The sequence below is a fragment of the Arthrobacter sp. AK01 genome (assembly GCF_021109375.1).
In the GTDB taxonomy this organism is placed as follows: Bacteria; Actinomycetota; Actinomycetes; order Actinomycetales; family Micrococcaceae; genus Arthrobacter.
Window position 1 is genome coordinate 1 of the sequence record NZ_JAJOHP010000006.1, and the last position, 20,827, is coordinate 20,827.

General features: G+C 63.6%; 20 protein-coding genes, 1 tRNA gene and 1 pseudogene. 15 read left to right on the forward strand and 7 right to left on the reverse strand.

Annotated features, from left to right (window positions below; all coding sequences use genetic code 11):
- Positions 1 to 135: 135 nt before the first annotated feature.
- Positions 136 to 237 carry a streptamidine family RiPP gene (gene amiA / locus LN996_RS23620; RefSeq protein ID WP_242703463.1) on the reverse strand — a complete coding sequence of 34 codons (102 nt, stop codon included), beginning with the start codon at positions 235 to 237 and terminating at the stop codon, positions 136 to 138.
- Between the two features lie 104 nt (positions 238 to 341).
- On the opposite strand from amiA, the gene LN996_RS03215 reads away from it, so the two are divergent.
- Both LN996_RS03215 and LN996_RS03220 read left to right on the forward strand, forming a co-directional pair.
- A complete protein-coding gene (locus LN996_RS03215; RefSeq protein WP_231338747.1) occupies positions 342 to 1,565 on the forward strand; it encodes a YncE family protein in 1,224 nt (407 codons plus the stop codon).
- The gene (locus tag LN996_RS03220) at positions 1,562 to 3,295 is read left to right on the forward strand and encodes a prolyl oligopeptidase family serine peptidase (protein ID WP_231338748.1); all 1,734 of its coding nucleotides are present in this window, start codon (positions 1,562 to 1,564) and stop codon (positions 3,293 to 3,295) included. Before LN996_RS03215 ends, LN996_RS03220 begins: the two co-directional genes overlap by 4 nt.
- Here the strand turns inward: LN996_RS03220 and LN996_RS03225 are convergent.
- The 3 genes from LN996_RS03225 to LN996_RS03235 form a co-directional block, all read right to left on the reverse strand.
- A complete protein-coding gene (locus tag LN996_RS03225; protein WP_231338749.1) occupies positions 3,267 to 4,778 on the reverse strand; it encodes an APC family permease in 1,512 nt (503 codons plus the stop codon). The genes LN996_RS03220 and LN996_RS03225 overlap by 29 nt on opposite strands.
- Before the next feature lie 22 nt (positions 4,779 to 4,800).
- Complete coding sequence (locus LN996_RS03230) at positions 4,801 to 5,691, reverse strand: universal stress protein (RefSeq protein WP_231338750.1); 891 nt, start codon at positions 5,689 to 5,691, stop codon at positions 4,801 to 4,803.
- Between the two features lie 106 nt (positions 5,692 to 5,797).
- Positions 5,798 to 7,216, reverse strand: coding sequence for an NAD(P)/FAD-dependent oxidoreductase (locus LN996_RS03235; protein ID WP_308102694.1), 1,419 nt, complete (start codon positions 7,214 to 7,216; stop codon positions 5,798 to 5,800).
- Positions 7,217 to 7,280: 64 nt separating this feature from the next.
- Between LN996_RS03235 and LN996_RS03240 the strand changes: the two genes are divergently transcribed.
- Positions 7,281 to 7,997, forward strand: a complete 717-nt coding sequence (locus LN996_RS03240) for a TetR/AcrR family transcriptional regulator (RefSeq protein ID WP_231338752.1) — start codon at positions 7,281 to 7,283, stop codon at positions 7,995 to 7,997.
- A gap of 39 nt (positions 7,998 to 8,036) precedes the next feature.
- Here LN996_RS03240 and LN996_RS23860 read toward each other — a convergent pair.
- Positions 8,037 to 8,131: pseudogene (locus LN996_RS23860) on the reverse strand (recombinase family protein); the annotation flags it as partial.
- A gap of 143 nt (positions 8,132 to 8,274) precedes the next feature.
- Positions 8,275 to 8,871, reverse strand: coding sequence for a TetR/AcrR family transcriptional regulator (locus LN996_RS03245; RefSeq protein ID WP_231338753.1), 597 nt, complete (start codon positions 8,869 to 8,871; stop codon positions 8,275 to 8,277).
- A gap of 160 nt (positions 8,872 to 9,031) precedes the next feature.
- On the opposite strand from LN996_RS03245, the gene LN996_RS03250 reads away from it, so the two are divergent.
- The 10 genes from LN996_RS03250 to LN996_RS03295 all read left to right on the forward strand — a co-directional run bounded on the left by LN996_RS03250 (position 9,032) and on the right by LN996_RS03295 (position 18,982).
- Complete coding sequence (locus tag LN996_RS03250; protein ID WP_231338754.1) at positions 9,032 to 9,805, forward strand: SDR family oxidoreductase; 774 nt, start codon at positions 9,032 to 9,034, stop codon at positions 9,803 to 9,805.
- 95 nt (positions 9,806 to 9,900) lie between these two features.
- A complete protein-coding gene (locus LN996_RS03255; RefSeq protein ID WP_231338755.1) occupies positions 9,901 to 10,797 on the forward strand; it encodes a hypothetical protein in 897 nt (298 codons plus the stop codon).
- Positions 10,794 to 12,398, forward strand: a complete 1,605-nt coding sequence (locus LN996_RS03260) for an FAD-binding oxidoreductase (RefSeq protein ID WP_231338756.1) — start codon at positions 10,794 to 10,796, stop codon at positions 12,396 to 12,398. The genes LN996_RS03255 and LN996_RS03260 overlap by 4 nt, the downstream gene beginning before the upstream one ends.
- Positions 12,373 to 13,542, forward strand: a complete 1,170-nt coding sequence (locus tag LN996_RS03265; RefSeq protein WP_231338757.1) for an acyltransferase — start codon at positions 12,373 to 12,375, stop codon at positions 13,540 to 13,542. The genes LN996_RS03260 and LN996_RS03265 overlap by 26 nt, the downstream gene beginning before the upstream one ends.
- A 1-nt stretch (position 13,543) precedes the next feature.
- Complete coding sequence (locus tag LN996_RS03270; RefSeq protein ID WP_231338758.1) at positions 13,544 to 14,689, forward strand: sedoheptulose 7-phosphate cyclase; 1,146 nt, start codon at positions 13,544 to 13,546, stop codon at positions 14,687 to 14,689.
- Positions 14,686 to 15,408: a cupin domain-containing protein gene (locus LN996_RS03275; protein WP_231338759.1), complete on the forward strand. Its 723-nt coding sequence runs from the start codon at positions 14,686 to 14,688 to the stop codon at positions 15,406 to 15,408. The genes LN996_RS03270 and LN996_RS03275 overlap by 4 nt, the downstream gene beginning before the upstream one ends.
- Positions 15,405 to 15,755, forward strand: a complete 351-nt coding sequence (locus LN996_RS03280) for a hypothetical protein (RefSeq protein WP_231338760.1) — start codon at positions 15,405 to 15,407, stop codon at positions 15,753 to 15,755. Before LN996_RS03275 ends, LN996_RS03280 begins: the two co-directional genes overlap by 4 nt.
- On the forward strand, positions 15,745 to 16,905 hold the full coding sequence (locus LN996_RS03285; RefSeq protein WP_231338761.1) for an MFS transporter: 1,161 nt from the start codon (positions 15,745 to 15,747) through the stop codon (positions 16,903 to 16,905). Before LN996_RS03280 ends, LN996_RS03285 begins: the two co-directional genes overlap by 11 nt.
- 240 nt (positions 16,906 to 17,145) lie before the next feature.
- Entirely contained in the window at positions 17,146 to 18,273 is a 1,128-nt protein-coding gene (locus LN996_RS03290) for a mandelate racemase/muconate lactonizing enzyme family protein (RefSeq protein ID WP_231338762.1), read from the forward strand.
- Positions 18,274 to 18,283: 10 nt separating this feature from the next.
- A complete protein-coding gene (locus LN996_RS03295) occupies positions 18,284 to 18,982 on the forward strand; it encodes a FadR/GntR family transcriptional regulator (RefSeq protein ID WP_231338763.1) in 699 nt (232 codons plus the stop codon).
- Between the two features lie 139 nt (positions 18,983 to 19,121).
- Here LN996_RS03295 and LN996_RS03300 read toward each other — a convergent pair.
- A tRNA-Leu gene (locus tag LN996_RS03300) sits at positions 19,122 to 19,204 on the reverse strand.
- A 385-nt stretch (positions 19,205 to 19,589) separates the two neighbouring features.
- On the opposite strand from LN996_RS03300, the gene LN996_RS03305 reads away from it, so the two are divergent.
- On the forward strand, positions 19,590 to 20,339 hold the full coding sequence (locus tag LN996_RS03305) for a DUF3662 and FHA domain-containing protein (protein ID WP_231338764.1): 750 nt from the start codon (positions 19,590 to 19,592) through the stop codon (positions 20,337 to 20,339).
- A gap of 5 nt (positions 20,340 to 20,344) precedes the next feature.
- Positions 20,345 to 20,824: an FHA domain-containing protein gene (locus LN996_RS03310; protein ID WP_090822625.1), complete on the forward strand. Its 480-nt coding sequence runs from the start codon at positions 20,345 to 20,347 to the stop codon at positions 20,822 to 20,824.
- Positions 20,825 to 20,827 lie beyond the last annotated feature (3 nt).

Here is a 20,827-nt window from a genome sequence, read left to right on the forward strand (position 1 = left end):
CGCGCCCCCCACCCCGCCCCCCCCGGCGGTGGTGTTGTCCTCTCGCTTGCCGGGGGTGTGTCCCCCCCTCCGGGGGGGGGGGGGGCGGGGGGGGGGGGCCCCCCCCCCCCCCCCCCCCCCCCCCTGGCTTAGTGACTAGTCGAACGGGTTCTCGACCAGTGCATTCGAGTGTGTTGCCGACAGGTGTGCCAGCTGCTCGGTCTCTTCAACTTCAACCAGAACCGTGGTCTTTTCCATGGTTGGTCTCCTTTCGGTGGTGGTGGTTGCCTCCGCTGTTGCGGCGACAACGTCACACTATAGTTAATGAGAACCATTCTCAAATTAGGCGAAAGGGAGAGCCCATGAACTCCGAAGTTTTGGTTGTCGCCGACCAAAAAGCGGGCAACGTACAGTTCCTGAATCCGGTCACCGGGGCAGTCCAGCACCGCCTGGACTCCGTGGTCCTGGCGGAGCACGCCGGATTCCTGCCGTTGGGAGGCGGACGATGCGCGTTCGTTGATGACGCCGGAGGTGCCCTGGTCATTGCCGATGCATTCACCAACACCCCGCCCCGCACCATTCCCGTAGCCATCCCGGGTGAGCACCTGGCCTGCGACCCGTCGGGCCGCTTCATTGCCGTCACCACCGGGCTTGGTGTCTCATGGGAACCTTGGAGCGATCTCCTCACGGTTGTGGACCTGGAGTCCGACGGCGGACCCACCTCACGCCGCATCCGCACCAGGGCGGGGGAGCCTGGCGTTGTGGTGGGCAAAACGCCAGAGGGGCCTGCCGCCGTCGTCCGCCACCGTGAACCCGGCGGCATCGAATCCTTCAGCGTGCAGCGGATCCTGGCCGAAGGAGTGCACTGCCCGCCCCTGCAAGGTCTGCGGGCCGAGGCCTCCCCCGACGGCCATGGGGACGCCTTGGATCCCGTCACGGGCACCATGTTCGTGGCCACGGGCCAGGGCCTGGAACGCTTCGACGTCCGCAAGCCGCAGCCGGAGGCCCTTGGCGTTATCGCGTGGGATGCTCCCGGCCGCGCCTACTTCCTGCGCTTCTGCCCGCGGCGGCGTGTCCTGGTGGCCGTTCTTCGCCACGGCGGCGGGGAGCCCAGGGGCTGGGCGCAATGGGGCAACACTTTGTGGGTGCACCACGTGGATACCGGGCTGACGCGGACCACACCGCTGGGCCACGGGTTGGTCTTCCGCTTCGCGCTGACTGCCACCGGCATCGCGACCGCCCGCGTCCATCCGGAGGGTGACGAGCTTTCGGTGCACCACCTTGGACCGCTGGAGGCGGGCTCTCCAACGCTACGGGGCACGTGGGACCTCCCTCGCATGGACGGCGCCCCACGGCCCGGCCATGAACCCTGGGACAACGCCGAACGGCGAGCCATTGCCGCTTCGCCGTCCTCGGAACTGGTCGCCGTGACCCGCGGTGGGCACGGCGAACTTCACGTAGTTGACACGTCAGCGGCCGGTAGCCCTCTGCGCACCATCACCTTGGGCAGTCCCCTGCACGACGGCGGCCACCTCGCCTGGCTCTCTGCTGTGGACGCGGTGCCGGGCGACACGGTGGGCCGATGAGCACCATCGAGGAAGCTGTTCCGGGCATGGGACTTCGGCCGCATTTCCGTTCCCTCCTGGAACGCTGGGACTCCACACCCCGCCAAGGGCTCCCCCAGTTCGCCGGCGGACAGGCGGCCTTTCTCTGGCGGGGGCCTGGCGAAGCGTTTGCGTCCTTGCATCTGGCACCCGAGGCCGGGCTTCGGGATGCCTGGAATGTTCGCCGGGCCCACTTGGAGGTGGCCGCTCCGCCCGGTGTCCGGCTCCCCACGCCACCGGGCACCATCGTCCGCGGATTCACCATCTCCCCTGACGGAACGCGCATCGCAGCCTTGCTGAGCACCTCCACCAGCGAACTGGCGGAAACCTGGATCCTCGCTGCCGGGACCCAACCCGTCCACATCCCAGGGGCGACGGCTTGGTACGCAGCGCCCGTTTGGGAGCCAGACGGGCGCGGAATCTGGGTTTTGACCGGCATGCCACCATCCCACAAGATCATGCGCTGCCCGCTCGGCTCAGATCACTTACAGGAGCTCCCGCTGCCGGCGGATCTTGGCGACACCACGGGCAGCCGTCTCGCGCTGACGCGCGCCGGGGCGAATCTGCGGCTCGCGGCGAAGAACCCAAGGACCGGCACCAAAGAGTGGGAGTTGGAGTCCGGGGCCTGGCGTACCGTGGCTGCAGCCGATTGCGGGAACCGTGTAGAACTGGTCTCCGACCACCACGGCACTACAGTCACGCTGGATAGCCGCCCGGTCTACCGTCTATCCCCAGCAGAATACGTGTCATCGTTCGCCGCCCAACCCCGTGCAGATGCCACTGATCTCTGGATCCAGACGGCCTCCCCGGAACGTCCATCGGGGGTCTTCTGTGTGGACGAACCGGCGCCCTCGAACAACAACTCCAGAGACTCCCCTCGCCACATCGTCCACCGCGGGGTCACAGCCCTGGCGAGTGACGGCGTCGAGATTCCCCTGGTCATCTCCGCACGGGCTTCAGACCTTGGGCCAGACGGCTTCCCGGTGCGGCCACTGCCCCTGATTCTCACGTGCTACGGCGGTTTCGGCGTCACGCACAGGACCGAGGCCGAACCCAGCGTGCCGGCGTGGCTGGAGAGCGGCGGGGTGTACGTGGCTGCGCAATTACGTGGGGGCGGGGAAATGGGCCGGGACTGGCATGAGGCGGGCCGGGGTCCACGGAAGATGCGGACCATCCTGGACCTCATTGACGTGGCCGGCTACCTCGCCGATACCCAGTGGACCACGCCCGCCCAGACCGTGGCCTTCGGGGCCTCACATGGTGGCCTGGTGGTCACGGCAGCAGCCCTCCTGTCCCCCTCCTCATTCGGCGGAGTGGTGGCTGTGGCTCCATTGCTGGACACCGTGGACCTTCACCGCCATGGATTGGGGAAACAATGGCTGCACGAGTTTGGCGCCGACGGGGAGTGCTCTGACCATGATCGGGCAGCCTATTCGCCGGTACACGTGCTGGGCAGACTCAACTCCGCCACCGCGCTACCGCCCCTCCTGTGCTGCCTCCTGGGGCGGGACGAACGCGTGGACAACAGTGCCGCCGTCGAGGTTGTTACCGGAATCCGCGGACGCGGGGGCCGGGCTTGGCTGCTCCACGAGGACCGCGGCGGTCACGGCCAGCGGGCAGCGCCGGACGTGCTGGACTTCTCCGCGGCCGTGCTCGCATTCGCCGCGTCCATTTCCCGGGAGGTTAGGCCCGGGTCAGCACCTTGCCCTTGAAGAACTCGGGCCGCAGCCGGTACATCACCAGCATGACCACTACGCCCAGCAGGATCACGCCCATTCCCAGGACGAACACCAGGCCCACGCCGCCCACGGACGAGCCCGAGCCGTACTCCGGGTCCATGGAATCGAGAGCCGTCTTCACGAACATGACCAGCAGGATCACACCGCCAACGAGCGGTGCAAGGAACTTGAAGAAGAACGCCCGCGCACCGCGGAAAGCCTCGGCCCGGAAGAACCAGACGCAGGCCAGCGCGGTGATGCCGTAGTAGAAGCAGATCATCATGCCCAGGGCGGTGATGGTGTCCCACAGTGCATTCTCGGAGACGGTCCGGGTGATCACATAGAAGGCGGCAGCGGCAATCGCGGCGGCGATCGTGGCGAAGCTGGGCGACTTGTAGGTGGGGCTGATCTTGCCGAACTTGGGCGAGATGGCGCGGTAGTGGCCCATGGCCAGCATGGTGCGGGCGGGGGAAACGAACGTCGACTGCAACGATGCGGCCGAGCTGCTCAGGATGGCCAGCGACATGAGGATCGCGAACGGGCCCATCACCGGACCTGCCAGCACGGCGAAGATGCTGGACTGGTTCTCCGGGTTGCCGGCACCCAGCCCCGTCTCGCCAACACCGGCGAAGGACAGGGTGGCCAGCGCGACAGTCATGTAGATGATCACGATGACCAGCACGGTGATGGTCGCTGCGCGGCCCGGGGTCTTCTCGGGATTCTTGGTTTCCTCGTTCATGGTAAGGGTGACGTCCCAGCCCCAGTAAATGAAGATCGAGAGCGATACACCCGCGGCGAACGACGAGAACGAGTCGACGGCGAAGGGGTTGAACCAGTCGGGCGAGATAGCGGTGGCATCGAAAGCCGTCCCGTTTGCCACGTGTGCGAATGCTGACACCGCGAACCAGCCCAAGACCAACAGTTGGAAGGCCACCAGGACATACTGCACGCCTTTGGTGGTTTCCATGCCGCGGTAGGAAATCCAACAGGCCAAGGCAATGAACACCAGCGTGGTGGCGATGTTCAGCGGCAGGATCTTGCTGAGCTCACCCAACTCCGGGTTGCTGAAAATCTGGGCGAGCATCAAGTAGAAGAAGTCCACCGCCACGGCCGCCAGGTTGGAGAGCACAATGATCGTGGCCGCGATCAGCCCCCAGCCACCCATCCAACCAATCCAAGGACCAAAGGCGCGCGTCGCCCACGTGAAGGAGGTGCCGGCGTCGGGCATTGCGTTGTTCAGTTCGCGGTAGCCAAGTGCCACCAGCAACATCGGGATGAATCCCACCAGGAAGATGGCAGGCAGGTGCACGCCAACTTCGGACACGGTAGGGCCAAGGGCCGCGGTAAGGGTATAGGCGGGTGCGATGCAGGAAACGCCGATCACGACGGCGCCGATCAGGCCCACCGATCCGGCTTTCAGCCCCTTTTCACTTAGGGACGATTCTTTCGACTGGACCGTCTTTGGTGCAGTTGACATGGTTTTGCCTCTCAGGCGATTTCTAGGAGCTTTGTCGCGTGTAGTCGCGGGGGACCACGATCATGGGAACGGGAAGGGCGCGCAGGATCCGGTTTGCGGTGGTGCCCAGGAAGGTGGCCCGCTGCTGGGCCAGGCGGCTGGATCCGATCAGCAGGATTTCGCCGTCTTCCCAGTCGAGTCGGTCAACGGCTTCTTCGATGGTGCGGCCCTGCGCGACGACGATCTCCGGTTCAGGCACATCTGCCGCGTCAGCGGAACCGGTCGCGTCGGCGGAACCGGAACTTCCGACGGCGGCAAGCCGGTCGGCGGCATGCACCCAGGCGGCGTCGGCCAACCCCGGCGAGTTACCGCCGTCGAGCGCCAACAGGGAGACGAGCCGCAGCGGGAGGCCCCGGTCGCGGGCTGACTCGACGGCGACGTCGAGCAGTTCGTCAGCGCCCGGGCGCGTCCCGAAACCGCAGCTCAAGCGGGTGATCGGCTCGGTGCGGTGGTAACCCTGGGGCGCCAAAGCGACCGGAACGGGCGACGAGTGGAGCAGCGAACCCGCCACGGAACCGATCGTGAAGCGCTTGAAAAGACCGCTGTTGGTGGCGCCAATCACCAGCACCGCGGCGTCCATTTCCACGGCGGCATCGATCAAGGCCTGCGCCTCTGAATCGCCGCGGCGGATGTGGGCGCGTGCAGTGACGTCGTCCGGAACCAGCGCGAGTCCCTCGTCCAGCCAGCGCTGTGCTTGCTCGTTGAGGATGTCGTTGTAGCCGGCCTCAGGCGGGTAGACGGCGTTGAATGGGGAGTCTTCCGGGACCACCAGGACCAGGTCCAGGCTGACATCGTGGTTCCGGGCCAGCGCGACGGCAAGGTGAACGGCGTCGTGCCCCCTCGCATTGGCGGTGTAGCCCACTACGTAGCGCATGGTGGTCCTTTCCTGGTGGTGCTGAAACCGGCTTGGTGCTTAAACAGTGGAGCCGGCAGGCCGGGGATGGAGCTCCCCCGGCCTGCCGGTTTTGGCGCTGATCGCGTTAGGCGACAGGTACAGCAGTCAGCTTGTTGGCCTCAACAATGCGGGCGGCAGTTGCCTGTCCCATGCGGACTGCGCCATCCACGTGCTGGTAACCTTCGGCGGCGAGGTCGGACGAGGACCAGTAGATCGGTCCCACGTTCGCGTGCTGGTCCTTGCCGTAGCGGTGCAGGCCGCCCAGATCGTAGCTGGAAGCGTAGGCGCCGCGGGTCCATTCCTCTGAGCCCCAGTCGGACTCGTAGTAGACCTCCGGGGTGAGGGCCTTGTCGCCCAGGAAACCGGCGATGGACTCAAGGATGGCCTTCTTGCGGTCCTCGGCACTGAGCTCGAACACGGCGTCGGCCTTTTCGTCGGACACGAAGCCCACCAAGGTGCCGCGGGAATCGCCGTGGTTGGTGTTGTCGTAGACCTCCTGGACCAGCGCGCCTGCGCTGAAGCCCGTGCCGGACAGTCCTTCTTCACGCCAGAACGGAGTGTCGTAGACGGCGTGGACCTTGATGACCAGGCCCAGCGACTGGTGCTGGTGCATCTGGTGCTGGCGGCGCGGGAGCGGCGGATCGAACGAGACGCGGGAGTACAGGTTCGGCGGCACAGCCATGATCACAAAGCGCGCGTTGACAGTTGCCTGTTCTGAGATGACCGTGACGTTGTTGTCGGACCACTTGATGGTGCGAACCGGGCTGTTGAGGATGACGTCATCCCCCAGCTCGGCTGCCTGCAGCAGCGAAACCTGCTGCATGCCGCCGATGACGCGCTTGTCCAGGATGAAGTCTTCGTCGGTCAGGTGGCTGAAGGATCCGGCGGAGGCGGCCATGAGCACTGCCTGGAGTGCGGAGAATGCGTGTGCAGGCTTGGTGAGCATGCCACCGGCGATGAAGAGGCCAATGTTGTTGCAGGCTTCCTCGTCGTTGGAGTTCTGGCGGAGCCAGTGGTGGAAGGAGATGGTGTCCAGCTCCCGGGCCTTGGGGTGTGCCCAGGGCTCGGTCGGTCCAATCTCGGCGGCGAGTCCGTCCAGGATGGCGACGAGCTTATCCATCTCGGCTTTGGTGGTCTCGTTCACCGGGAAAGTGTCACCGGTGTACTGCGTGCGCTTGCCGTCTTCGCCAATGTAGACCGACTCACCGTCGCGGTAGCGCGAGTACATTTTCAGTCCGAGCTCGTCCAGCAGCTCCATGAGGACCGTCTGGTCCGGAGAAACCCATTGGCCGCCGATCTCCAGCATTGCACCGTCGATGGTGTCGGTCCAGGTGCGGCCGCCCACGCGGTCGCGTGCTTCGAGCACAGCAACGCTGAGTCCGGCCTTTTTCAATTCGCGTGCCGCCGTCAACCCTGACGGCCCGGCACCGACGATCACAACGTCGCGATCAAGATTCTGCATGATGTCCTCTCCGTGGCCGTCCGTGGTGGCTGACCAGTAAATGAATGGCGTTCATTTATATCCATACTAGCGTTGGAGTCGGCCGGTGTGAAGGCCCGGTGGAATAATGCTGGGGACACAGGCAGCAGAAAGGCCTCCGATGCCCGAACCGACCCCCGCCCCTTCGGCCACTTCCGCCGGCCCGGTACGCCGCCGCGCCGGCAGGCCGACTGCGGCGATCCTTGACCAGGACGGCATCACGACGGCGGCGCTTGAGTTGATCAGCAGCAAGGGTTACGACGGACTCACCATGGCTGCCCTGGCACGCTCCCTCGGCGTCGCGCCTTCCGCCCTCTACAACCATGTGGCCTCCAAGGATGACGTTTTGCTGTTGGTGGAGGACCACTTGGCAGCAATGGTGGATGTGACTGCTTTCGGGGTGGAGCCGTGGGATGCCGCTGTACGTCGCTGGGCCTGGTCCTACCGCGACGTTTTCTCGGAGCATACGCCGCTGATCCCTGTCATTGCAGTACTTCCGGTGGCAAATGCGCCCAAGACTTTGGCGATGTACGAGGCCGTGACCGCAGGCTTCCGCGACGCCGGGTTCCCGGAAGAGAAAATCATCTCGGCAATCGTCGCTTTGGAGGCATTTGTTTTCGGGGCGGCCTACGACGTCACCGCGCCGGATGACATCTTCGACGCCGGCAGCCTCGCCGATCGGGTCCCCAATTTCACGGCCGCTGTGGACCGGTTGGCTCTTGAACGGCATGCGCGCCCGACTGACGTCGCGTTCAGCTTGGGACTTGAGGCGCTGATTACGGGGTTCGGGGCGCTGCGGGGGTAGTTGCCTTTGGTTCGAGGCTGTGGAATCGGTGGTGCATGTGGCTTCGAACTCGGCCACCATGCCCAGACGTTGAACAGCAGCTTTCCCACCGGATCGTGCGGGTCGTAGACGCTCCCACCGAAGTTGAGGGCCACCGTCCAACGGGCGCTGACCGGCTTTTTCCATTCGCCTATTGCCGGAGTTCTTCGGAGCGATGGTGGGTTGGATTGGCTGCCCCGCCCCTGTTGCACCACGGCGGCCTGAACTTGGTCTTCATTGTGTCCGGCCGTGTCGTTTGTCAGGCCCCGATAGCGGCGATGGCGTAGTGGGCGATGCGGAGGAGGTCCTCTTTGCTGGCGCCGTCGCGGGCTTGCTGGCTCATTCCTTGTAGTGTCGCTCCGACGAAGGCTGCCATTGCATGGGTGTCGGTGCTTTGGGGGATCCGGCCTGCTTCGCGATCCCCGGTCAGCGCCTCTGCCATGGCCAGGATGTTGTCGTTGCGCATTTTGGACAGCCGTTCTGCGACGTGGCGGTTCGCGGAGGTCACCGCGACGGCGGAGCTGATCACCAGACAGCCGCCCGGGAACGTCTTGGACGGGTAGTGGTCGGCGGCTTCCATGAGCAGCCGCCGCATAAGTTTCAGCCCGGAGTCTTCTTCTGCGAAGGCGATGGACATGAAGCTTCCGTGGGTGGCGTTGTAGTGATCCACAACGGAGAAGAAGAGGTCTTCCTTGGAGCCAAAGGCCTTATAAAGGCTGGGCGGATTGATGCCCATGGCCTTCGTGAGCTCCGCAAGTGAGGTGCCCTCGTATCCGCTGTCCCAGAAGACCAAAGTGGCGGCTTCCAAGGCATCATCGATATTGAATTTCCGCCCTTGGCCTGCTTTTCCTGACATCGTCGTCCTCTCGTCGTTCCTCTCAAGAAGAGCCCCCAGCAGCAGGCATCTATTCCCGCCGCCTCCACGAGAGTGGTTTTTCATAATGTGGTCAGCGCCACACATATGTTTTCGAAATCTTTCTTGTAGTGATCGCTAAACGTATGTAAGTATCTCATTCATGAGCGAAACACACAAAGACCACATCGCCGTCGTGACTGGAGCCAGCCGAGGGATCGGCGCGGCAATCTCCTCCCGCCTTGCCACCGCAGGCTTGACTATTGCTGTCCACTACGGACAGGACGGGAAGGCGGCTGCGGAAGTAGCGGCCTCCATCGAAGCCGCCGGAGGAAAGGCTTTCCCTTTCCAGGCAGATCTCGGGACCGATACCGCGGCCCAGGATTTTTGGGCCTCCTATGACAAAGCCGCTGCCGAAGCCGGTGTCTTGAACCAGCCCATTCACGTTCTCGTGAACAATGCCGGGGTCACCTTGCGGGGGGCCATCGAGGACTTTAGCCGGGAAGATTTCCTTACCCAGCAGGCCATCAACGTCAATGCGCCCTACTTCATCGTCAAGGAAGGGCTGCCCCGGATCGCAGACGGGGGACGCATCATCAACATCTCCTCCGGCGTCACCCGCATAGCTTTCCCGGAAATCATTGGATACGCCCTCACTAAGGGCGCCATTGAAGCCTTCACCCTGACCCTCGCCAAACACCTCGGGCCCAGGGAAATCACCGTGAACTCGGTCGCCCCGGGTGTCGTTGACACCGACATCAATGCTGGTTGGCTCCGCGGCAACGAAGAAGCCCAGGCCGGGGTAGCTGCCAGCAGTGCCCTGGGCCGCGTGGGCCAGCCCGACGATATTGCGAGCATCGTGACTTTCCTTGCCTCCGACGAAGCGCGTTGGATCACGGGGCAGAAGATCGACGCCACCGGCGGCACCAACCTCTAACACACCGCACTATCTGGACGCTTACCGCGTCCTGAAGCGTCACATCCGCACAGGGCCCAACCTAGGCCTGACTCGCATCACATCCAGGGGGAATCATGAACAGTGCCCAAATTCGTGGCATTGACCATTTCGGTCTCACTATCAGATCGCTTCGCCAAGCGATCCACGACCTTCGGAACGCCCTTGGCGCTGAGGTCTGCTACGTAGAGGGCCCGATCACTGATCGGGAACCCGGTTGGATGGCGGCGAAACTGGGAGCCCGGGGAACCTGCTCATTGACGGTGGCCGCAATGAATGTTCGCGGTATCAACCTCGAACTTTTCGAATACGTCGGCGCCGAACGCCGCTCCTGGGACACTCCTCCGGGAGCGGCGGGCAGCTTCTTCCTCATTTTCCAGACCCCGAACCCTGACCGCGTGATCGCCAGGCTTTACAACGAGAACGCGACAGTCCGCCCCATCGAGCACCCGATCAACGGGTATGAGGTAGCACTGCCTTCCGGGATCAATCTGGCAATCCAGTACAGACCAGTGCAGCGTCTCCTCGGAGCAGTTGCGCTGAGCCGGTACGACTTCGCGACGGCCCAGCACGAACTCACATCCACGCTCGGTTTCAGCCAACAGGAGGCCACCACCGCATTCGGGGCCACCGGTTACCTCTTCGCCAGCGACCATGGACTGCCAGTCGCAGTACTCCATGGGAACTCTCCTTCACCCCGGCCAGCCAACAGCGACCTGGGCGGCCATCACGTAGCGTTCCACGCCGACCACGTGGACAAGACGGTCAACTCCATTCGGAACATCAGCGGCTACACCACTTTGGGTGAACCCGAGACCATCATTGACGGACCCATCGCAGGAGACAGGTGGGTGTACCTCAACTCTCCATTCGGGCTCCAACTCGAGATCATCAACATGCCCGACGGCACCCTGCCCTATGAAAGGGACGCTGCTGCGCTCCGGACCCCCATCGCGATCGGAGCGTTCTCTTGAGCCACACCGCCTCCCGCCGGTCGATGCTCAGCGCAAGCGGCGCACTGCTGGGCGCTATCGCCCTGAGCGGTGTGCCAGCGCGCGCCCAAGCCGCCGAGCCCCAAACCCGTACCAGGGGCTATCAAGTCATCACCTCTGTCTCCGAACAGTTCGATGACCTGCAACAAGGCACGAACCTGAGGTGGAAAGGTGAAGCCGAGCGCATCGCCTTCCCACGCACGGCAGCCGAGGTCGCCGAAGAACTTCGCGCCGTCCTGCGGCTGGGACTGCGTCCTTCTGCCCGCAGCGGAGGGCACTGCTACGAAGGATTCGTCGCCAACCCGGCCGTGAAATCCATCATCGACCTTTCCGCCATGGACCAAGTCCGCTGGGACCCGGAGATGAATGCCTTCGAGGTAGGAGCCGGCGCGCAACTCGGGCTGGTCTATCAACTGCTCTACAAGCAATGGGGCGTCTACGTTCCCGCAGGGAACTGCCCCACTGTTGCTGCCGGCGGCCACATCGCCGGCGGCGGTTACGGATCAATGAACCGCCGCGACGGCCTCGTCGTTGACCACCTCCTCGCCGTTGAAGCCGTTCACGTCCGCAAGGACGGTTCCGTCGCGATCAGTCGCGGCACCCGGGACCCGAAGGACCGACACCACGAACTGTGGTGGGCCTACACGGGCGGTGGGGGCGGGAACTTTGGCATCGCGACCCGGTACTGGCTTCGCAGCCCCTCAGCCACGGAGAACCGGCCGGAAAAGGCCTTGCCTTCACCTCCGCGTCATGTCTGGCTCAGCACTGTGTCCTGGTCCTGGGCTGACATCGATGAAGCAGCATTTACCCGGCTGCTGAACAACCACGGCCAATGGCACGAAAGAAACGCAGCCCCCGGAACCCCGGAAGCAAACCTTTTCGCCCAACTGAAAACCTGGCACCGTTCCAACGGTTTTATCACCATGGACACCATCGTTGACGCAGCAACCCCTGATGCTGAAGGTGTCCTGGACCGCTACCTGACAGCCGTGTCGGAGGGAGTGCCCGCGGCGAAGGTCACCCAGCGCCGAATCGTGCCGTGGATGCAGGCCACGCAATGGACCGGGTTCACCGGACCCGACTCCACCCGCCGGTTCAAAGGTAAGTCAGCGTACCTGCGTCGTACATTCACACCCGAGGCGATCGCCGCTGCCTACCGCGGCCTGAACGATCCAAGGATCGCCAACCCGGGAGCGCTGCTGATGATTGCCTCCTACGGAGGTGCCGTTAACAGCGTCGCCCCGGACGCGACAGCCGTCCCCCAACGGGACTCCATCATCAAATTCCAAGTGGTCTCCATCTGGGACAACCCCGAAGATGACAAAGCCAACGTCACCTGGACCCGCAACACCTACCAGGGCATGTTCGCCTCCACCGGCGGAGTCCCTCCCCTGAACTCCACAGCAGATGGTGCCTTCGTAAATTACGCAGACACGGACCTGGACGACAGCGCCTGGAACACCTCCGGACTAACTTCGTTCGACCTTTACTACAAGGGCAACCTGCCACGCCTCAAACGCGCACGCGCCGCCTACGACCCGAAGGGAGTGTTCTCCCATGCCCAAAGCATCCCTCTTGCCTGAACCAACCGGCACGCTTCCGGTAACTGCACGCCGCCTTGACGCCCTGACGGGACTCCGCTTCTACGCCGCGCTGCTCGTTTTCGCCTTCCACATCAGCCTGAGTCGCTTTTACCTCGGCGATTCGGACATAGTTGAACCGCTGCAGTTCATCCTCAAGAACGGTGGATGGTTCGGCGTCACGTTCTTCTTCATTCTCTCCGGGTTCGTCCTCATGTGGTCTGCCCGCGCCGGGGACACTCCCGGACGGTTCATCTGGCGACGAATCGCCAAGATCGTCCCGAACCATGCCGTGACCTTCTTCCTCGCTCTGGCCATCGGAGGGCTCGGGGCCTCCACGATCGGTGAAGCGGTCGCCAACCTCCTGCTGATCCACGCCTGGATACCGGCCGACACCGCCTTCTTCAGCATCAACCACCCCAGCTGGTCGCTCTCAGCCGAACTTTTCTTCTACGTCGCGTTCCCTTTTGTGCTGCCACTGGTGAACCGCATCCCACGGCACGGCCTCCTCCTCATCGGCACCGCACTGATAGGACTGATCACTCTGGCACCGCTGGCCGCCGGGCTGCTCCCCGCCGGAGAACTCTTCGGTCCCAACCATGCCCAATCGCCACTGTTCGGCGCATCCATCCCACAAATCTGGGCCGTCTACGCACTGCCACCGGTCAGGCTCCTCGAATTCGCCCTGGGCATGCTCGCAGCCCGGGCCGTCCGCGAGAGAATCCTGCCTACCATCCCGCTGGGGCCAGCCCTTCTGGTTGCGGCGCTCGGCTACGGGGGGTCCCTCTTCCTCCCCATTACCTGGCAAATGGACGCCGCCTACGTCATCCCCGTGCTGCTGCTTGTCATCGCCGCAGCGCAAGATACCTCCCCACCGGGGATCTTCGCTTCCCCCGCAGCGGTCCGCCTGGGCGAATTGTCCTTCGCGTTCTACATGGTCCACGACATCGTCCTGACCCTGACCCGCTCCATCGTCGGGTCGGCGGCGCTGCAGCCCTTGCCGGCAGCCTTAACCATTCTTGCCGCCTTCGTGCTCAGCCTCGGCTGCGCCTACCTGCTCTGGCGGCTGGTTGAAGTCCCGGCCAACAACGCACTGCGTTCCCGCAACCCCTTCTCCGCACGACCCACCATCTCCCGAGAGGCCTGAAATGACTACCATCAACCGCGCATGGACCGTCTCCGCCCAGCAGGACGTCCAATACCGGGTAGAAACCACCTTTGACATCCTTGACCCGGCCAACCCGACTTTGGTCGATGGAGAGCACGGCTCACGACGACTCATCGTCACCGACACCACCGTCAATGATCTCTACGGCGAGAGGATCCGCGCCTACGCCGCAGCGAACCTCTCCGAATACAAGATCCTGGTATTGCCCCATGGCGAAACGAACAAACGCTGGAGCGCAGTAGAAACCGTCCTCGAAGCCATCGAAACCTTCAAGCTCGACCGCCGTCGTGAACCCGTGATCGCCATCGGGGGCGGAGTCCTCACCGACATCGTAGGATTCGCCTGCAGCATTTACCGCCGCAACACCCCTTTCGTCAGAGTCCCCACCACTCTGATCGGAATCGTTGATGCAAGCGTCGGAGTCAAGACCGGAGTGAACTTCCAGACCGGCAAAAACAAAATCGGCACCTACTTCGCCGCGTCCCGCAACCTCCTCGACACCTCCTTCCTCAGCTCCCTCGAGCAGCGCCACGTCTCCAACGGACTCGCGGAGATTCTCAAAATCGCTCTGGTTAAGGACGAAGAACTGTTCGCCCTGCTCGAAGAGCACGGCGCGGCTGCACTGGCCGGCCGGTTCCAACAGCACACCGAGGCCCAACAACAAATCATCGACAAAGCCATCAGCGGGATGCTGGAAGAGCTGGAACCCAACCTCTGGGAACAGACCCTGGAACGTTTGGTCGACTACGGCCACACTTTCTCCCCCACCGTGGAAATGACCGCCTTACCTGAACTGCTTCACGGTGAAGCCGTCTGCCTGGACATGGCCCTCACCACCGCCATCAGCGTCCACCGGGGTCTGGTAACCCCGGACGAAGCCAGCCGGATATTCAGGGTCATGCGCACACTTGGTTTGCCTGTCACCCACCCCTCCATGAGTGTCGATGTCCTGGTCCAGGCACTCATCGATACAACCCGCCACCGCAATGGACTCCAGCGCCTGCCTCTGCCCACCGGGATCGGCGCGGCTATCTTCGTCAACGACCTCACACCCCTCGACATCGAAGCAGCACTAAACATCCTCACCGGCGCCGATAACAGGGACCTGGAAAGGTCGGCGGCATGAACACCCCCACCAAAGCGCCTCCACGGCCCCGCACCCCCAACGGCCACGCCACGGTCCTTGGCGTCCACGGCGCCGCAGGCACCACCGGATGGAAGGCCTTCTATACCCGACGCGAGCTCGAATCAGCGACAGAAGCCGTGGAATGGGCTACTCTCCCGCCGGGTGGGGTCAGCGGTGAACACCGCCACACGCGTACCGAGGAAATCTATTTGATTCTGGAGGGAACGGGTGAGTTTTTCCTTAATGGCACAGCGCATAAGGTCAGCCCCGGGACCCTCGCCTTGACGACACCGGGGAACACCCACGGCCTGCGAAACACCGGCTCGACGACGCTGAACTGGTGGGTCATTGAAACCCTCACACCACACACCCAGAGCTGCCTCGAAGGCAGCCACCGCACAGAAAGGCCGCCCATGCCTGCCCGGATCCATGACCTCCATGCAACCCCCAGCGTCGACACACAAGGGACCTTTGACGGGCCATTGGCCGCCATCGAACGGCACACCCTCACTCCAGAACAAAACATGAAGCTCGGAAAGCCCGGCGCCGAAATCGCTGGCTTCCTGAACACCGGCAGTGCCACACTTTCATTCGCTGACACGACCGCCACCATCGATGCACCAGCATCGTTCCTGGTGCCCAACGGATCGCCTGCCGTGCTGACAGCAACCTCCAACGTGGAATTGTTTGCCGTAGAGCTCAGGACCCCCGGCTCATGATCATCACCACACCGGACCCGGCAGATTACTGGAGCTGCTTGATCCGCCGCGGAATGCTTCACAGCGAAACGGAAGCCATCGAGCACTGGAGGCTGGCCCCTCAGCAAAGCCTGGCCCTGGGCGAGCAAGGCGTGCACGAAGCGTTCATCATTCTCTCCGGTCAGGCGGATATCGAAGGCAGGAAGCTGTCAGCGGGGTCCGTGCTGCTTGCGCCAGCTCAAGAGCAGGGAACGCTGCGGGCCGAGACGGAAACTATCCTGCTAAGCGTCAGGACCTACCCTCAGACGGTCACCAGCAACCTCCCGCCCAGAGTTCCCGAGCTACCCGAAAGTGAACGTGCCATCTGAAACGCGAAGGGCAGGGCAGCTCACCGCCTGGGCCCTGCCCTTCGCACTCTTTTTTGCCGTCACAGTCGAGATGGCCCCCACCGGTGCGCTGGAACACATCGCCAGGGCCTTTGGTTCAGACATTGGAACAGCCGCCGCCGGTTCGAGTCTCTACGCCTTCAGCACCGCACTGTTTGCGCTTCCGCTTTCAGCCCTGGCCCAACGATTCAATCTCCGCAAGACAGCAATCCTCACCGCCGGCATCTTCGCAGTCCTAGGCCTCGCCACCAGCGCTGCCCCTGACATGTCCACTTATCTGGTCCTCCGAACAATCCAAGGAGCCGCCCACGGCGCGTTCTTCCCCTTGGTCCTGGCCCTGGCAGCCGCGGCCTCACCAACCAACACCGGCAAAGCAACCGCCAGGGTACTCCTGGGTAACGGCTGTGCCCTCGCCCTCGGCGTACCGGCTGCTGAGGCGCTAAGCTCCATCGACTGGCGGATCCCCCTTGCCTTGGCGTCCTGCGGCGTCTTCGCAGCCATGATCTGCGCGCCCCGACCACAACCAAGTCCTCCACAGGCAGAGCTCGCCACGAAGGCAGGATCCAAGGGCAGTTTTGTGCCCATAGCTCTCATCCTTGCCGTGGCACTGGCTGGACACTTCTCGTACTACACGTTCCTCGCACCCATGGCCACCCACGCGGGAACCCAACCGTCCCTTGTCCTTGCGGTTTACGGAGGAGCCGTCATCATCGCGACAGCACTCTCCGGGCGCCTGGCCGGGAAAAGACGACTGCAACGAGCGTTTATCGTCATGGTTGCCGAAGCTGTCATCCTCGCTGGTGCCGCCCTGCTCGCAGGACCCGTCCTGGTGTTCACAACTGCAGCCATGGCAGGAACGTGCTTCGGTTTGCTACCCACACTCATGCAGTCAGAAATCCTCGACCGCTCGCGCGGAAACCAGACCATGGCCTCCGGAGCCGCAGTAGTCGCGTTCAACGCAGGAATCGCCGCCGGATCCGCCGGCGGAGCAGCACTGGTGGGCACCTCCGTCCAGTCCCCCGCGCTCGTCGGCTCATGCCTTCTCGGCTTCGCCGCGATCATGCTGGCCTTCGTCCACAACAGATTTAGGGCAAAACAGCCGGAGGCTTTGCCTAAAGCAGCCGTTCACTGATCGCCTCGTGTCCCACTTCCTTAGTTGTGGGGCAGCCGCGTCCGCTGGCACGGACGAAAGCCCCGGACCACTTTCCTCAAATCGAAGGGCCCCTCCCGGCCATAACGAGAACGGCCCCGGGGAACAGATGGGTCTGCGAAGCCTCGGCAGTCGCCACCACAACCCCCACACTCTTGTAGTACAAGTGCATAACTTGTATCCTAAGTGGCAGGCAAGGATGCCGCACCCACGAGGAGAACCATGAGCACCGTAGATCTGATCCGCCACGTCAAGCTGTCCACGGCACGTTTGCCCCTCACCGTACCCATCAGCGATGCGAAAGTCTTCACCGGCAGGCAGAAGCCCATGACCGAAGTGGTGTTCCTGTTCGCCGAGATCACCACGGAACAGGGCCACAGCGGCATCGGCTTCAGCTACTCCAAGCGCGCTGGCGGGCCCGCGCAGTACGCCTATGCCAAGGAAGTCGCAGAGGGCATCATCGGCGAGGATCCCAATGACATCGGCAAGATCTATACCAAGCTCCTCTGGGCCGGTGCCTCCGTGGGCCGGTCCGGCGTGGCAACCCAGGCCCTGGCGGCCATCGACATCGCGCTCTACGACCTCAAGGCCAAGCGTGCCGGGCTCCCCCTTGCCAAGCTGTTGGGTTCCTACCGCGACTCCGTGCAGACCTACAACACCTCAGGCGGCTTCCTCAACGCCACCCTGGAAGAGGTCAAGGAACGCGCCACTCAGTCCATCAACGACGGCATCGGCGGCATCAAGATCAAGGTTGGCCTGCCCGACTCCAAGGAGGACCTGCGCCGGGTGGCCGGAGTCCGCGAGCACATCGGCTGGGACGTCCCGCTCATGGTGGACGCAAACCAGCAATGGGACCGCGCCACAGCGCTGCGAATGGGCCGCCAGCTCGAGGAATTCAACCTCGTCTGGATCGAAGAACCTTTGGACGCCTACGACTTCGAAGGCCACGCGCACCTGGCCCAGGTCCTGGATACGCCCATCGCCACCGGTGAGATGCTCGCGTCCGTCGCGGAACACAAGGGCCTCATCAACGCCAACAGCTGCGACATCATCCAGCCGGATGCTCCGCGCGTTGGCGGTATCACCCAGTTCCTGCGGCTCGCGGCCCTGGCGGATGAACGCGGACTCGGCCTGGCACCGCACTTCGCCATGGAAATCCACCTCCACTTGGCTGCCGCTTACCCGCGTGAGCCCTGGGTGGAGCACTTCGACTGGCTGGACCCCCTGTTCGAGGAACGCCTGGAGACCAAGAACGGCCGCATGATCGTCCCGGACCGCCCCGGACTGGGCGTCACCCTCAGCGGGCAGGCCCGCGCCTGGACCACGGAGTCAGTGGAGTTCGGCGCGTAATCTTGAACCCATGAGCCGAAACCTGACCGCGGATCTCGCCGCCGACCTTCGCAACCGCATCGTCGACGGCGCCATCCAGCCAGGTGAGAAGCTCCCCAGCGAAAACACCCTCATCAGCGAGTTCGGGGTGAGCCGGACCGTGGTCCGCTCGGCGCTGACCCGCTTGCAGGCCGAGGGTCTCGTGGAAACCGAACGTGGGCGGGGCAGCTTCGCGCTGACTCCGCCGGCGGAAGGACCCGCTGCGGCGCCTGGATCACGGCCCGTTTCCAGCATGGAAGACCGGCTGCAGATGCTCGATTTCAGGATCGGCGTCGAGACCGAAGCCGCGGCTTTGGCCGCGCGCAACCACACCGAACACCAGCTCAAGGCCGTCCACGGCGCCCTGGAGCAGTTCACCGCGAGTTCAGGCCACCCCGCCCACTCCATGAAAGCGGACTTCGAGTTCCACCGGGCCGTTGCTGCGGCGTCCGGCAATCCCTTCTATACGGACTGCATCTCAGCCCTTGGCCAAACCATGATCACCATGCCCCGCCCGCGCCTGGTCGCCAGCGAAGATCAAGAATCCCCGGAACGCTTTGCGCAGGTGGTCCACGAACACTCCTCTATATACGCAGCAATTGCGGAGGGCGACCAAGTGGCTGCCGCGGCAGCGATGCGCCTGCATCTGGGCAACTCACGACGCCGGTTCACAGGTTCTGCGCGCGGCTGACGGTCACTCGCGCCTCACCCAACCAGGTAACAGCACCTCGCTCCTACGAAGCGCCAATGGAGCGTTATCTGTCACCCAGTTGGGATCCCGTATAAAACAAAAGAGCCCCAGTCCTAAGACTGGGGCTCTTTCAATTGCGTGCGCGAGGGGGGATTTGAACCCCCACACCCTTTCGGATACTGGCACCTGAAGCCAGCGCGTCTGCCGTTCCGCCACTCGCGCGCAACTTCTTTTTCTGGACTTTTGCCGGTTTCCCAGCTTCGTTTCCTTCAAAAGCAGCGAGATCAAGCATAACGGACATTCCCGGCAAAACACCAATCGAGGCCAGGAGGGCCCCACCGGGAGGCAGAAGAGCCGCCGGAAAGGCCGCCTACAAGGGTTGATTCCCACGAAATTTTCATGCCCCCACTCCCGCGCCAGCAAGCGCCGGGCGCGAACTTTTCCGGGTCGCAAGGCGTTGTGGATTAAGGCCATTCCCAGTCAGTCCCAGTAGTATCGGGAAGTGGAAGGGCCGTCAGGCGCGTACTTCGCCGTGTGCGCAGACGGACCAAACGATGGACTATCGGACCAGGCGCATCGGGTGCCGCGGCAAGGAAAGGAGAAGGACATGGGTTTGCTGGACAAAGTCGAGCGCGGCATTGAAAAGGCCGTTCGCAACGTCTTCTCCACGGGGTCGCGTGCACGTGTTGAGCCGGTGGAGATTGCGAGCAAGCTGAGGCGCGAGTTGGACAACAAGTCCATCACCATCGCTGCCGGCCGTACGCTCGCTCCCAATGTTTTCGATGTCCTGCTCAGTGACGAGGATTTCGCCAGGGCCCAGGAATGGGGAACACCCCTCGCCGAGGAGTTGTGCGACGTCGTCATCCAGCATGTCCGCAGCCAGGGCTACACCCTTCAGGGCGCTGTCCGGATCTCGTTCCGTCGGAATGACGAAGAGCGGGCAGGACATTTTGAGATCACGTCCCGGACCGAGAAATCTTCCGATGACGCTGGCCCCGCTCCCCAAGCCCCGCGGGCCCACGTCCCGGCAGCCCCGGCACGGCAGCCCACCCGCCTCCAGCCCGTTCTGGACATCGGCGGCCAACGATATTCCCTCAACGCCCGCTCCGTAGTGCTGGGCCGCTCCTCGGAAGCCGACATCCTTGTGGATGACACAGGCGTCTCCCGGAAGCACCTTGAAGTACGCACGGAGAATGGCAGCACCTGGGCCGTTGACCTTGGCTCCACCAACGGAAGCTACGTCAACGGCCATAAAGTGAACGGCAGCGTAGAGCTCACAGACGGCTCGACCATCACGATGGGACGTACCAAGATCATTTTCCGCCTCCTCCCCCAAAACCAGGGTGGCAACGCGTGAACGACATCAGCGAACTGACCATCACAGCGCTTCGCTTCGGTTTCCTCCTGTTGCTGTGGGTCCTGATCTTCAGCATCGTGACCACCATGCGCCGTGATCTCCAGATCGGCCGCAAGGCCGTCACCGGAGCTCCCACGGCCCGCGAAGTTCGCAAGCATCCGGAACTGGCCGCGTCACCGCCGCCAGCCATCCAGCATGCGCGCACGCTGGTGGTCACAGAGGGCCCCCTCAAGGGCACCACGGTCCCCCTCGCTGCCAGCCCCATCCTGCTTGGCCGTGCCCAGGAAGCCACCCTTGTCCTGGAGGACGATTACGCTTCCGGCCGGCACGCCCGACTGTTCCCGCAAGGCAGCCGGTGGTTCATCGAGGACCTCGGCTCCACCAACGGCACCTACTTGGCCGATCAACAGCTCACCCGCGCATTGCCGGTTGAGCTTGGCGTCCCCGTGAGAATCGGCAAGACGGTCATTGAATTGAGGCCGTAGTCC

Bases quoted from the DNA above. Each gene is read 5' to 3' on its own strand.
- amiA (WP_242703463.1), bottom strand. From the start codon at position 237: ATGGAAAAGACCACGGTTCTGGTTGAAGTTGAAGAGACCGAGCAGCTG.
- LN996_RS03215 (WP_231338747.1), top strand. From the start codon at position 342: ATGAACTCCGAAGTTTTGGTTGTCGCCGACCAAAAAGCGGGCAACGTA.
- LN996_RS03220 (WP_231338748.1), top strand. From the start codon at position 1,562: ATGAGCACCATCGAGGAAGCTGTTCCGGGCATGGGACTTCGGCCGCAT.
- LN996_RS03225 (WP_231338749.1), bottom strand. From the start codon at position 4,778: ATGTCAACTGCACCAAAGACGGTCCAGTCGAAAGAATCGTCCCTAAGT.
- LN996_RS03230 (WP_231338750.1), bottom strand. From the start codon at position 5,691: ATGCGCTACGTAGTGGGCTACACCGCCAATGCGAGGGGGCACGACGCC.
- LN996_RS03240 (WP_231338752.1), top strand. From the start codon at position 7,281: ATGCTGGGGACACAGGCAGCAGAAAGGCCTCCGATGCCCGAACCGACC.
- LN996_RS03245 (WP_231338753.1), bottom strand. From the start codon at position 8,871: ATGTCAGGAAAAGCAGGCCAAGGGCGGAAATTCAATATCGATGATGCC.
- LN996_RS03250 (WP_231338754.1), top strand. From the start codon at position 9,032: ATGAGCGAAACACACAAAGACCACATCGCCGTCGTGACTGGAGCCAGC.
- LN996_RS03255 (WP_231338755.1), top strand. From the start codon at position 9,901: ATGAACAGTGCCCAAATTCGTGGCATTGACCATTTCGGTCTCACTATC.
- LN996_RS03265 (WP_231338757.1), top strand. From the start codon at position 12,373: ATGCCCAAAGCATCCCTCTTGCCTGAACCAACCGGCACGCTTCCGGTA.
- LN996_RS03270 (WP_231338758.1), top strand. From the start codon at position 13,544: ATGACTACCATCAACCGCGCATGGACCGTCTCCGCCCAGCAGGACGTC.
- LN996_RS03275 (WP_231338759.1), top strand. From the start codon at position 14,686: ATGAACACCCCCACCAAAGCGCCTCCACGGCCCCGCACCCCCAACGGC.
- LN996_RS03280 (WP_231338760.1), top strand. From the start codon at position 15,405: ATGATCATCACCACACCGGACCCGGCAGATTACTGGAGCTGCTTGATC.
- LN996_RS03290 (WP_231338762.1), top strand. From the start codon at position 17,146: ATGAGCACCGTAGATCTGATCCGCCACGTCAAGCTGTCCACGGCACGT.
- LN996_RS03295 (WP_231338763.1), top strand. From the start codon at position 18,284: ATGAGCCGAAACCTGACCGCGGATCTCGCCGCCGACCTTCGCAACCGC.
- LN996_RS03305 (WP_231338764.1), top strand. From the start codon at position 19,590: ATGGGTTTGCTGGACAAAGTCGAGCGCGGCATTGAAAAGGCCGTTCGC.